The 12,918-nt window shown below is 39.7% G+C and carries 9 protein-coding genes; 2 read left to right on the top strand and 7 right to left on the bottom strand.

Translation table 11 applies throughout. The features are described 5' to 3' along the window. Positions 1 to 110: 110 nt before the first annotated feature. From MHB44_RS04225 to MHB44_RS04195, 7 genes are all read right to left on the bottom strand, one after another. Positions 111 to 476, bottom strand: a complete 366-nt coding sequence (locus MHB44_RS04225; RefSeq protein ID WP_053993664.1) for a YisL family protein — start codon at positions 474 to 476, stop codon at positions 111 to 113. Positions 477 to 717: 241 nt separating this feature from the next. Then, positions 718 to 1,620 (bottom strand): fumarylacetoacetate hydrolase family protein, encoded by a 903-nt coding sequence (locus tag MHB44_RS04220; protein WP_053993663.1) that lies wholly within the window; start codon positions 1,618 to 1,620, stop codon positions 718 to 720. A gap of 125 nt (positions 1,621 to 1,745) precedes the next feature. Beyond that, positions 1,746 to 2,912, bottom strand: coding sequence for a DUF418 domain-containing protein (locus MHB44_RS04215; protein ID WP_341301685.1), 1,167 nt, complete (start codon positions 2,910 to 2,912; stop codon positions 1,746 to 1,748). A gap of 84 nt (positions 2,913 to 2,996) precedes the next feature. Beyond that, on the bottom strand, positions 2,997 to 6,713 hold the full coding sequence (gene addA / locus MHB44_RS04210) for a helicase-exonuclease AddAB subunit AddA (RefSeq protein ID WP_341301684.1): 3,717 nt from the start codon (positions 6,711 to 6,713) through the stop codon (positions 2,997 to 2,999). A 1-nt stretch (position 6,714) separates the two neighbouring features. Beyond that, positions 6,715 to 10,224 (bottom strand): helicase-exonuclease AddAB subunit AddB, encoded by a 3,510-nt coding sequence (gene addB, locus MHB44_RS04205; RefSeq protein WP_341301683.1) that lies wholly within the window; start codon positions 10,222 to 10,224, stop codon positions 6,715 to 6,717. A 303-nt stretch (positions 10,225 to 10,527) separates the two neighbouring features. Beyond that, positions 10,528 to 11,166 (bottom strand): TVP38/TMEM64 family protein, encoded by a 639-nt coding sequence (locus MHB44_RS04200; RefSeq protein ID WP_341301682.1) that lies wholly within the window; start codon positions 11,164 to 11,166, stop codon positions 10,528 to 10,530. Positions 11,167 to 11,177: 11 nt separating this feature from the next. Continuing rightward, complete coding sequence (locus MHB44_RS04195; RefSeq protein WP_341301681.1) at positions 11,178 to 11,729, bottom strand: XRE family transcriptional regulator; 552 nt, start codon at positions 11,727 to 11,729, stop codon at positions 11,178 to 11,180. A gap of 124 nt (positions 11,730 to 11,853) precedes the next feature. On the opposite strand from MHB44_RS04195, the gene MHB44_RS04190 reads away from it, so the two are divergent. After that, positions 11,854 to 12,585, top strand: a complete 732-nt coding sequence (locus tag MHB44_RS04190; protein ID WP_341301680.1) for an AzlC family ABC transporter permease — start codon at positions 11,854 to 11,856, stop codon at positions 12,583 to 12,585. Continuing rightward, the gene (locus tag MHB44_RS04185) at positions 12,582 to 12,908 is read left to right on the top strand and encodes an AzlD domain-containing protein (protein ID WP_341301679.1); all 327 of its coding nucleotides are present in this window, start codon (positions 12,582 to 12,584) and stop codon (positions 12,906 to 12,908) included. Before MHB44_RS04190 ends, MHB44_RS04185 begins: the two co-directional genes overlap by 4 nt. Positions 12,909 to 12,918 lie beyond the last annotated feature (10 nt).

Here is a 12,918-nt window from a genome sequence, read left to right as displayed (position 1 = left end):
TTTTCCACAAATGCAAAATAAATTACGGCAAAAAGGTGTCTGTCTAACCCCTTCTCTTTTTACTCACAATAAAGGTCGTGAAGCAAGCACCTCACGACCTTTACAAATTATTATGCTAGGAAATCAAAGTTCAGTGGCAATTTAAAACCTAAGAACAGTGTAATAAATAGGAATACCGCAAATAAAATCCAAAAAATTCCTGTTGGTTTATTTTTCTGTTGGCGCACTAATACCATTTCCATCATACCAATTACTAAAATACCGAATAAAAATTTCAGACCATACATCATCGGGTCAACCGTCTGATATTGGAAGAATAATGCTGCACCTGTAATAATAATTAGTACGTAGAATAGACGTAAAGCCATATGTAAGCCTTTTGATTGCTTGCCCATAAGCGCTGCAATTAAAAAGATAACAATCGCCACGACCCACGTAGTAATATGCAAATGCGTTTGGCTCGTTAAAAAACTCATGTTTGTTCCACCTCATTCTTTTTCTATCAAACTCTATCCTACCATGTGATGGAAAGGGTTTCAAATCTTACAATAGCGTTCACAAAATAGACGAACAAATATACTAGCACTTCTTTGCGACTTGCTTTACTCACAATCAGCAAATTTTAAAACTACTATATGAAAATAGGTGAACTTTTCACTTATTATGTTGACCATATAAAAAATCCGCGGAGCATTGCACTCACACGGATTCGTATTCTTACTCAAAGTGATTGACTAATGTACCGATTCCTTGAATAGATACTTTTACAGTATCTCCAGCCTTTAAGAACTGTGGGGGGTTCATGCCTTTGCCAACCCCTGCTGGCGTACCTGTTAAAATAACATCGCCTGGCTCTAATGTTACATGCTGAGAGAGAATAGCTACTAATGTTTCTACAGAGAACATCATATTTTTGGTAGAGCCATTTTGACGTACTTCATCATTGACCTTTGTCACGACTGTTAAATCTTGTGGATTTGGAATTTCATCCTTCGTTACAAGATATGGTCCAAGCGGGCACGTGCCCTCTAAGCTTTTCCCTAAGAAGAATTGCTGGTGCTTTTCTTGTAAATCACGAGCTGTTATATCATTAGCAATTGTATAGCCAAATACATAGTCATATGCTAAGTTTTTCGGAATATTTTTACCACGTTTACCAATAACGATAGCAAGCTCACCTTCATAATCCATTTTTGATGAAAGCTCAGCATGAATCGATACAGTTTGTCCATCTGCTGCAATAGCTGTTGGTGATTTTGTGAAGATCATTAAATCCGTTGGTGCTGCCTCCGCACCCATTTCCTTCGCATGCTCATTATAATTTTTACCTACACACATAATATTTTTTGGTGTACGTGGAATCGGTGATAACCATTCAATAACTGTAAATTCACGTTTAAAACTATCAGCACGATCCGACTTTTCTGCTGCTTCTACTAATTTACGAATCTGTTCAACAAAATCAAAGCCTAAAGCTATGCCATCCACAATTGAACTTGAAAAAGAAGGGAGAACTTGAAGTTCATTTTGAATAGCGAGTACATCCCATACCGCTTCTTCTTTTTTTACTTTTGGTCCAAAGCTTACATGTCCACCTAATTTGAATGATAAAATTTTCATGATTTTAAGAGCTCCTTCTTTTTTCTACATAATACAACAATATGATAGAAATTGCTTTACTTTTACGACAATAATTTTATAAGTTGCTATATTCTTCATAGATTATGCCTATAAAGAGGTAAATATTAATGCGATTCTACTTTTTGCTTATACGTTAATTTACGCCATAGTGCCTCTAGTGGTCCTTGCTTCCACTTGGATAGCCAAATTTCAGCTATAACCATTTGTACCACGATAATCCCGATAGCGATGAAAACGCCTGTAGCAACTGTGATTTTACCATACCAGCCAAAGCCAAATTGATAGAATAAGCAAGTACCAATAATCGATTGCATAATATATATTGTCAATGACATACGTCCCATATTCGCCAATGGACGAAGCAGTTTTGGTACAAACGGCCATAAGCAAAGTAGGACAACTAGACCAATATAGCCAATAGATAGAATTGGTCCTCCAATATAAATTTTTATGCTATCCAATAAAAGAGTACGTGTAAATAAAATAGGTAAGCTTTTTAGGAAAATACCTATTACAAGCCCACTCACTGCTAGCGTAATCCAGAGCCACTTCAATTCCTTAGCACGCTCCACTAAATGCCATTTTGACGCTGCTGCTCCAACTAGCATATAGGGCAGAATTGTAAATAAAGAGACAATCCACATAAGAGGACTAGCTTGAACAGCTAAATCTGCTAACCGTTGTATAAAGGCATCCACCCATGTACCTGTTCCATATGCAGTAATTGCTTGCTCAATCGAAACAATATCCACATAATACCCCTCAGCCTCAGGAACATTAACAAATGCGAGTGCTAAGAATGTAAAAGCATGCATTATACCATTAAGGATAATAGCAATCAGCAATAACCAAATAGGTCGTAGACGTAGTAGCAGCAATAAAAAAACGCCACAAAAGGCATACATCATTAAAATATCGCCCCACCAAATCAGCACGGCATGGATAACACCGAAAACAAATAATACTAAGAGCCTACGAAATCCTAGTGGATAAAAATTTTGTGCGCGACTCTGTGCCTTTTGCCATTGTATGGCAAGCCCATAGCCAAAGAGCATTGCAAATAACGGATAAAAGCTACCTTGCACATAAATATCTAAGTTTTGTTGCCAAACGATATCAGATGGCGTGTTAAACCACGTTACCAAATCAATATGGGGCATTGGCAAATAAAAAGCATACATATTTACGAGTAAAATACCTATCAAACTAATGCCTCGTAAAATATCTAATGTTGCAATTCGCTCCTGCAACATTGTTGGTTTTAACTCCACAACATAAGCCTCCTCTTTCCTCAAAACAATGATACAAGCAGAGCTATTAGATGCCAGTGCTCTGCTTGCGTGATACTCACCTCTTTATACCTGTACGCTCTGTCCACTATCAAATAAATATACTATTTTATCGCTTACTTTAATATGAAGAATCGCTTCAATTGCTTCACTATAGACACGTAGCTGGACAGCATAGCGATCTCGTATTTCCTTTGATAATGCAGGCTCCTTGGCAAAATGCGACTGAATACGATCTGTCTTATAATCGAGCAAGATCCAATGACCATGCTCATCCTCCAATAGACAATCAATAATCCCCTGCACAATTTGAGCATCGCCATCCTCATCTACTCGACTAATTGTAAACGGCATCTCTCTTCGTATTTGCTTTGCTCGTTTAAAACGTTGTCCAATAGCTGTAGTAAAGAAATGAAAAATCTTCGCTAGTGGCACAATTTCTCCCTCTGTCTCTGTTAAAAGTTGTCTTGCCACTAAATCTGCCACAAAGCTTCTTACTTCCTCAAGATTGTGAAAGCCCTGCTGTGGCACATGCTGCATCGCTGTATGTACAGCCGTTCCTATCTCAGCGCCTGTTAGCTGCTGCTCCTGTAAAAATAATGGTCGCGGTGCAATGGCCGTGATACTGCGCTTAGCAGGTGCTGCAAAGTAAAATTCAGGTTCTTCCTGACGCTGTAAATTTTCTAAACGTTTAATTTCACTAACAGACGTTTTCGAGCGTTTTCTTGTTGATTTTTGATAGGCATATTGTGCTTGGAAGCGTGTCGTTATTTCAGACAATAAAGCCTGATCTTCTGGCATTGCCAGCAACTGCTCTACCTCATCCTCTAATGCCTCTATTTCATATGAATACTGGCTTGTATCAATTGCTTGTACCGACCAATGTGAAGGATCTCCCAATGCCTTATAGGTGGATGTAGCGACTGAGGCAAAATCCACATGCCTTGCTACGGCTGGTCCAACCCAATCCAAATAGCTATTAGCTCTAGCACGTAAGTATTCCTGTAGCGGTGCATCTGTTGACAAGCTTTGTGCCTCCTGCCAGCGCTCACGTGTTTTGTCCCAATTTTTCACGGAGCCCACTAAAATTAGCCGTTCTTTGGCACGTGTCATCGCTACATATAAAACACGCATTTCCTCTGCTCGCATTTCAAGCTCCTTTTTCTCTTTTAGCGCCAAAAACGGCAGGGATGTATACGTAATACGATTTTCTGGGTCAATCGCCTTTACTGCTAATCCAAAGTCTTGGTCAAATAAATAGGGCTGATGAAAATCCATCTTATTAAATGGTCGCCCCATACCTGCCACAAAGACCACTGGATATTCCAAACCTTTTGAAGAGTGAATGGTTACAAGGCGTACAACATCATCCTTCTCGCCTATCGATTTAGCTGTCCCTAAATCATCTCCACGTGTACGCATTCGATCAATAAAGCGTAAAAAACGGAATAATCCGCGGAAGGCTGTTCGCTCATACATGAATGCACGATCATGTAAAATACGAAGATTTGCCTGTCGTTGCTTACCATTTGGCATCGCGCCAACCATTTCGTAATAATGGGTATCTAAATAAATCTTCCAAATTAAGTCTGACAATGAGCCGCGGCGCGCTAAATCTCGCCAATGTTCAAAAGCTAACATAAATCGTTGAAGTTTCTCAAAGGTAACGGTTTGTACACCGTGTCCCTCGCTACGAATAAATTGTCGTAAGGCGTCATAAAAAGGTACTTTAGGATCAGCTAAACGAATTTGAGCTAGTTCATTTTCTGTCAAGCCCACAAAAGGCGCGCGTAACACAGAAGCTAATGGGATATCTTGGTACGGATTATCGACAATCTTTAATACATTTAGCATAATCATTACTTCAAGCGCATCAAAATAACCTTTGGATGACTCTGCGTATAGCGGAATACCAGCTAGCTTAAATTCTTCCACTAAATCGTTTGACCATGTCATCGAGCGCATTAAAATCACGATATCACTATATTTTAACTGTCGCTCTGTCTTCGTTTTTGTATCATAAACCATTGTACCCTCAGCCATCATCTGCTGGATACGCTTGATCATAAAGCGTGCCTCATACTGTGACTTTTTAAGCTCCTCTAGTTCAGTGGCTTCATTCGTTATTTCCTCTGCCTCTTCAGCTTCTTCCTCTTCCTGTGAAGGATGCAGCACTGCAAGCTCAACAGGAATTTCTCTATCATCATAAGGTGCTGCTGGCTTTAAGGATGCATTATCATCATACTGAATTTCGCCAACACGCTCGCCCATTATTTGGGCAAACACATAGTTTGTTGCATTGAGCACCTCTTTGCGACTTCGAAAATTTGCGTTTAAGTCGATACGCATACCTGTTGCTGTTGGTGATTCCAAAAAGTCACTATATTTTCGCATAAAAAGCTTCGGTTCAGCTAAACGGAAGCGATATATACTCTGTTTCACATCGCCCACCATAAACAAATTGCCATCCTGCTCGCTGCCTATTTTTACAAGTTGTAAAATCGTTTCCTGTAATAAATTCACATCCTGATATTCATCCACGAGCACCTCTTTAAATCGCTTCTGCATATCTAATGCCACAGGAGAAGGCTCCAGCTTGCCCTCACCTTTTACTGTTAATATTTGCAAAGCATAATGCTCTAAATCTGAAAAATCAATAATGCCCCGCTCTAGCTTTGCCAGTCGGAATTGCTCACTAAAAATGACTGTTAACTCCACCAATGTTGTAATGGTTGGTGCCATTAACCGTATTTCCTCAAGCAAGCGTGCAGGTGTACGAACGAAATAGGTTTCTTTGATTTTATTCATCATTTTTTTGGCAGCTTCTCGCTTTTTCTTGGCAAGCTCCTGTAGCTCCACGTCTACTAAAGCATCCTTGGATAGTCGTTTTAACGTAGACCATTTCACCATTGCAAAATAATCAAATAACTCCTGCCATGTACCATCCTGACTAATGCGAATCCCTTCTTGAATCATAGCAAAATCAATTTCTGCCGTTTCCGCATACGGGGCAGGTCCTGCGGGCTGTAATGTTATTGCCCGCATTTCTGAAATAAGTACAAAGGCTTCCTCCAAACTATGGCGAACCGTCAATTTCACATACTGAGAAAGCGCTAAATCGTCAATCGTTATATCCTCAGCTAACTCATAGGCCTTTGGCAGACTCCATAGCCATTTTTGTGGCTCTGCATGGACACGAGATGTATCATACAGCTTGCTAATCAGTGTTTCAATGGCCTGATCATCACGATCTGAGGTAAAGCTATCAACAAGACGATAGATGGCTTGCACTTGTGTCTCATCCTCAGCATCATACGCTTGCTCTAGCACCTCTGCTAAAATATCATCTCTTAATAAAGCAACTTCAGCTTCATTGGCAATGCGAAAGCCTGGGTCAATATCAAGCAAATAGGCATATTGCTTTACAATGGCTAGACAAAAGGAATGCAATGTTGAAATTTGCGCTTTATTAACAAGACTAAGCTGACGCCGTAAATGCTGAGAGTTTGGATTTTTTTCGATCGCCTTTTCCAGCGCCTCCGCCATACGATGACGCATTTCGGCAGCCGATGCGTTCGTAAAGGTTACAACAAGCAGTTCATCTACATTAATAGGATTTTCAGTCGCGATCACCTTTTCAATCATACGGTTAATTAGGACTGCTGTTTTTCCCGACCCTGCCGCAGCTGATACAAGTGTATCCTGACCACTAGCATAAATCGCCTTCCATTGATCATCCGTCCATGTCACATCTGCTGGCTTTACAGGTATTGTTTGTCCCACGCTACTTCATCTCCTTCCGAATCATATCAACAATTTCATTCGGCTTTGCCTGTACTAACTGACGATAGCTTTGCTTGCCATCTGATGGATCAAATTGACAAACCGCGGCAAATTGACAGTAATCACAGGCTGTTTTTGTTTTTAATTTATAAGGACTAATGGCTGTATCACCAGCTAAAATCCCATTCCCTGCCTCCTGATGCTTGCGCCGTACAAAGTGCTGTAGATTTTTCATATCATTGACAGGCACAATACGTGATTGTGATTCAGATGGTGTTCCGTCTTTTTTCATATAAACGGGAATTATTTTAGAATGTCCGTTTTTTTCCTCTAGTTGCTCATCCATTGATAAAATAGCCTCAGCATTTTCAACGAGCAGACCTTTCATTTTATATTGCTTTAAACGATCCTCTTCGATTTCACTAGCTGTTAAATCCTTATCGAGCTTTAGCATTGGATTGTGGACGTGAATATATAGGACACCCGCTGGCTCTGTTTCACCTGGCAGCCAATAAGAGCTGTTTTCCATAGCCACATCTAAATAAGTGAGAACCTGTAAGGACAGTCCATAATATACCTCGTTTAAGTCCAAATCACGAGCGGATGATTTATAATCAACGATGCGTAAATAAGAGCGATTATCGATTGTTGCACTATCCACTCTATCAATACGTCCTCGCATAAACATTTTTTTGCCACCTGTTAAATCAATTTCAAGCGGTGGGAGCTGCTCATTCTGCCCTGGCCCAAACGATGCCTCAATAGCAATTGGCTTAAAGTGAGAGACATTGGCATGCTGTGTTAATGCTGTCATTGTGCGCTCAACAATACGAATAAGCTTACGTTGAATATAACGATAACGCGCACTCGATAGTAAAATTTGCTGTGAAAAGACAGGCACAATTTGCTCCACAGCCTGACGTGCTAATTGTTTAATTTGCTGCTTTGTTAACCGTATCCATGATAGCTGCTGTCGATGTGTTTCTTCGGTAATCCACTTTAAAGCTTCATGGAATAAATCACCCATCGCAAAGGTTTCCAAACGATATTCAGCACGTTCCTCTAAACGTAGACCATACGTTGTGAAATGGGAAAATGGACATCTAAAATATTTTTCAATGCGAGAAACACTTGATGTTAGCTTTTGTCCATATAATTCCTGCGTAATATAGGCTTCAAGGGGCTCTGCCTTATTTTTATGGGTAATCGGATAGCGCACACGTTCAAAAATTAATGCCCAGTAAGGGTCTTGTTTATAAAATTTTTGCAATGCCAGCCATTCTGGTGCTAATTCACGACTATGCTCAGCCTGACGTAGCTGCACCATTAGATGCGCTAAAGCAGTACGTGGATGACGTAAATAGGGTAAAACATCGCCCTCCAATAATTCGATTGGGTCGATGACAACACGTTCTACTGGGACATCACATAATAGTCCAGGTGTGCTAGTATTGCCAATTATCTTCTTTATATAGATGGAAGCTAGCAACGCTTTACCCTCTTCATCTGCTGTAGGGTATGTCATATAAAGCTTATGAGATGGCGTTGTCACCGCGCGGTAAAATAGAAAATTCTCCTGCAATAGGCGATTAACGGAGGTTGGGGCAAGTTCATAGCCAATTTGACTAAACCATTCACGTTCTGTATCCGATAATAAGCCCTCATAGTCCATTCGTGTTGGATAAACACCATCATTCATCCCTATTACAAAAGCCGCTTTTATATCAGAAAGTCGCGCTAAATCAACCGTCGCTACCATCACTTCATCTAAGGTAGGCGGAATTCTCGAAAATTCTAAAGTATCAAAGCCTTCATCAAGAATCTTTGCCGCTTCCTCCAGAGACAGCCCCTGCTCTCCAAACATATAAACAAATTGATCTAGCACAGCTACCCATTCATGCCATGCCTGCTCATGCTCGCTTGCCGCTAACGCATCACCTCGCTCAAGCTCACGATCCTTTAAGGCTTGAAGCTTATCATAAACATGCAATGCCTCTATAAACTCAAATAAAGCAGTCGCTATTGCTCGTCCTGTTTGCGCTCGTTCAAGCTGATCCTGCAAATTTTTTAATGGTTGACGAATTTCATCTCGAATGGCCTCGATTTCTGCCTGCATTGCTCGTTCCTCATCTGTTTGTACACGCGAATGGAACTCTAAGCCACGATATTTTTTATAAAACCAACGAGACTCCTCAAACCAGCGTTCTCCATAAATCCCCTGTGCTAAGCAATAATTTTCTAAACGATCTGCACGCTCACGCCAAATCGCTAACTCAGCCTGTAATGGGAAAAATAAATCTGTTTTGACACTACGAAAAACAGGCTCATATTTCCAATTAGAAGTTATTACCTCTAATGCGGAACGACTTAGCTCAATTAAAGGATGGTGAAGCATTGTCTTTTTTGTATTTGTAAAAATAGGAATTTCATATTGTTGAAAAATACTTGTAATAAGTGGATCATATAATTCCGCCTGGCGATACAGTAGTACAATATCACGATAACGATAACCATCTTCCCTAGTTAGCTTCGTTATTTCCCGGGCAATGGCATGCACCTCTGCTCGGCGATTAGACGCCTCAAACACCTGTACATCTCCTACGTTTTTTTTTGTTTGCGGCACTATATCAGCAAATCGAGCCTCTATATGCTGTAAATCGTTGGAAGAGAATCTTCTTGTATGATAAAAATGGATTGGTGCATCAACTTCAATGCCTTCTTCTTGTACAATATCATGCAGTCGTTGATTGGTTAATGCCGCCTCATGAAATAAAGCCTGCTCATCGAATGCCTCATCCATATGATCGAATGGTAGAACAACTGTTACTTGTCTCGTAACCTTTAATAATTCTCGCACTAGCTCTAGCTCTCGCACAGTAAAGGCTGTGAAACCATCAATATAAATAGTCGCTTGTTTCATTGTTTCTGCATATTTTAATTGCTCAGTTAGAATTGGATAATAGCCCTCACTATCGACATAGGTTGTCCCAAGCTGTTCCTCTAATGCCTGTAACACAACATGCAAATCACTTGCTTTAGCCTGTAATGTATGCGGTGCATCAATTGCCTTTAACGAGGCTATTACCTCTGCTAAAACAGTGCTATTGACACTATAACGGCTAAACTCCTTTAACAGCGCTTCAATTTCCTCTGTAAAGCCACGTTTGCCAGCAGCTTGTCGAAATAAAGAGAATCCGCTTTGTTGTTCCTCTAACAATTTGCGAATCAGCATGCGATAACCATAGCCATTTACTTCTTTACGAGCAATCCCACCTGTCTCCTGCAGCACAAGCCATGCTAAACGTTTAAATGTCATCACCTGTGCACGAATTAAACCTTGTACACCATGTTTATTCGTTAGTTCATATTCTGTAGAATAGGACATCTGATCAGGAACAATAATAAAAATAGGATGACCTAATGGATCTGACTTGAGTTGCTCGACAATTTCCTTATAAATAAAAGCGGATTTCCCTGTTCCCGAACGCCCCGAAACAATACGCAATGTCATGAACTTCTCCCCCCTTTTTTAATTTGAGATTGAGTGGACTTCTGGCTGTTTTGAACAGCTTAACCCCATTTTGAACAATTGTTCTGCTAGTTTCATCACTTTAATCCTGTTATTGAGCGATTTCACTGCTGATTTGATCACTTTAACCTTATTATTGAGCGATTCTACTGCCAAATTGATCACTTTACTTAAATTCTATCGAAAAAAGCTAGTAAATACTATCTAACAAGCTTCATTTGGTAACAATTAAAAACAGCCTCTTCTCATCTATAACAAAAAAAGGCTGTTTGCTTGGTTAAGTTATTAACTTGCATGTTTATCTCGGTTTTCTGGCAAATTTCGCGCTTGCCGTAAATCTCTCTCAACACGCGCATTCAAACGTTTCTCGATCAGCTTGCCTATCCACCATAAAATCAAAATCGCAACAGCTGCAATCACCAATCTTACAGGGCTCGTCAGTAATGATTTTAAATCATAGCCGAGGACACTCATCCCTAAAATCATGACAAACTTTCCAGCTAGTAAAACAATTAAGTAAAACTTTTTATGAATATTGGACAATCCAGCAACAATATTGACAATAACAGATGGTGTAAAAGGGAAGCATAGCAGAACAAACAGAGGGCTAAGGCCGTTCATATCCACCCATTGAATAAGCCTTTGTACTTTTTTACTGCCTGTCAAAAATCGCAGCTTTGGATGCTTGCCAAAATGACGAACAAGCAAAAATACCGCATAAGATCCAGCGACAGAACCTAACCAAGATAATAAAAACCCTACCCATAATCCAAATGCACTTGCATTGGCTACAACGAACACGACTAATGGTAAGAATGGTAAAAACGCTTCTAAAAATGGTAGCAATAAACCAATAATTGGACCAAGTGTTCGATACTGTGCCGCAATTTGTTCAATATTTTCTACAGTAAACCATTCACTCACTATTGACACCTCTATTTATACTGTAAAATTAAATGTAAAATGGTTAGCCCTTCTGATGTATTGCGATACTCATGGGGTTGATGCCCTGAGAATACTAGTGTATCCCCTTCATCCAGTAATTCATGCATATCTCCAGCAGAAATCATGGCTTGTCCTTTAATAACGATTACAGTTTCCTCTACCCCTTCTGTATGAGCTTCACTCCTGCTTACTGCGCCAGGTTCCATTTCAACCTTATAAAATTCCCAGCCCCTCTCAGGACTATAGGGAATAATGGAATACACGCGATAACGTCCCTCATCCTCATCCACATGTGGTGCATTTTTGCTGCTATAACGTGTGTAATGAGCGGTTGGCGGCTGTAATAAAGAGGAAAAAGAAACACGCATACCTGCTGCAATTTTCCAAATCGTTGATACAGTGGGATTTGCCTCCCCTTTTTCAATTTGAGCGAGCTGTGCCTTACTGACACCTGTTGCTTTTGCAACATCATCTAAGCTGACATAACGTTGCTGTCGAATTTTTTTTAATTGGAAGGCTAAATTTCGACTCATTTGTTCCATTGCTATTCACCAATCTCTATTGTTTATTTTATCAGACATATGTATACTTTAATAAACACTTCTAACTATCAAACTATTCTATTAATTAGTATACATTGTTTTTTTAAGAAAGGATGACCTATTTATGACAAGTACAACAGAGTCTCATCATAAGGCAACAAACTCCCTTAATGACAGCTTTTTACAAGGTGTAAAGGATTGTATTCCTACTTTACTCGGTTATATTAGTATAGGACTTGCATTTGGCGTTGTAGGTTCCGCTTCAGGGCTATCTGTCATCGAAATTGCCCTTTTAACAATTCTTGTTTATGCAGGCTCTGCACAATTTATCTTTTGTGCACTGCTTTTAACGAGTAGTCCTGCTTCTGCTATTATTGTAACCATTTTTGTGGTCAATCTACGTCATTTATTAATGAGTTTAACATTAGCCCCTCATTTTACGCGCTACTCCATGCTAAGAAATGTTGGGTTTGGAACATTATTAACTGATGAAACCTTTGGAGTAGCTGTGACGAAACAAATGCAAACAGGTAAATTACACGGTAAATGGATGGATGGGTTAAATATAACAGCCTATCTGTTTTGGATTCTTTCCTGTGTAGCAGGTGCCTTTTTAGGGCAGTGGGTCGCAAATCCTGAGCGATGGGGGTTGGATTTTGCTTTAATTGCCATGTTTATTGCACTGTTAGTTTTACAATTAAGCAGTGTTGGAAAAAGCAAAATTATGCACTATATTAAGTTAATTGGCTATATAGCACTCATTATGTACGGTCTCTCTTATGTAGTGCCTTCTCATGTAGCTGTACTATTAGCAACAGTCATTGTTGCAACAATTGGGGTGGTGACGGATAAATGACAACAACCTCTTATATGGTGTGGCTTATTATTGGCTGTGCAGTTGTTACATGGCTTCCACGCATTATTCCATTTATGTTTGTACGCAGTATTGCACTGCCAGATGTTGTTTTGAAATGGCTTAGCTTTATTCCTGTCTGTATTTTAAGTGCTCTTGTTATCGAAAACTTATTAGATACCGAAAGTGACAAAGTTGTCACACTAGATTGGCCTATTTTTGTAACATTTGTGCCTACCTTAATTATTGCCCTTGTTACCAAAAGTTTATCCATTACAGTTGTTGCAGGCGTTATAATAATGGCAGCTGTGCGATTCTTTATGTAAAAAAGTCAGT

The sequence above is a fragment of the Lysinibacillus sp. FSL H8-0500 genome (assembly GCF_038051955.1).
Classification (GTDB): domain Bacteria; phylum Bacillota; class Bacilli; order Bacillales_A; family Planococcaceae; genus Lysinibacillus; species Lysinibacillus macroides.
The sequence above is the reverse complement of the archived record's forward strand: the minus strand, read 5'-3'. Positions and strand labels throughout refer to the sequence as shown.

Coding starts and splice junctions, on each gene's coding strand:
- addB (WP_341301683.1), bottom strand. CDS start 10,224: ATGACATTGCGTATTGTTTCGGGGCGTTCGGGAACAGGGAAATCCGCT.
- MHB44_RS04225 (WP_053993664.1), bottom strand. CDS start 476: ATGAGTTTTTTAACGAGCCAAACGCATTTGCATATTACTACGTGGGTC.
- MHB44_RS04220 (WP_053993663.1), bottom strand. CDS start 1,620: ATGAAAATTTTATCATTCAAATTAGGTGGACATGTAAGCTTTGGACCA.
- MHB44_RS04190 (WP_341301680.1), top strand. CDS start 11,854: ATGACAAGTACAACAGAGTCTCATCATAAGGCAACAAACTCCCTTAAT.
- MHB44_RS04185 (WP_341301679.1), top strand. CDS start 12,582: ATGACAACAACCTCTTATATGGTGTGGCTTATTATTGGCTGTGCAGTT.
- MHB44_RS04195 (WP_341301681.1), bottom strand. CDS start 11,729: ATGGAACAAATGAGTCGAAATTTAGCCTTCCAATTAAAAAAAATTCGA.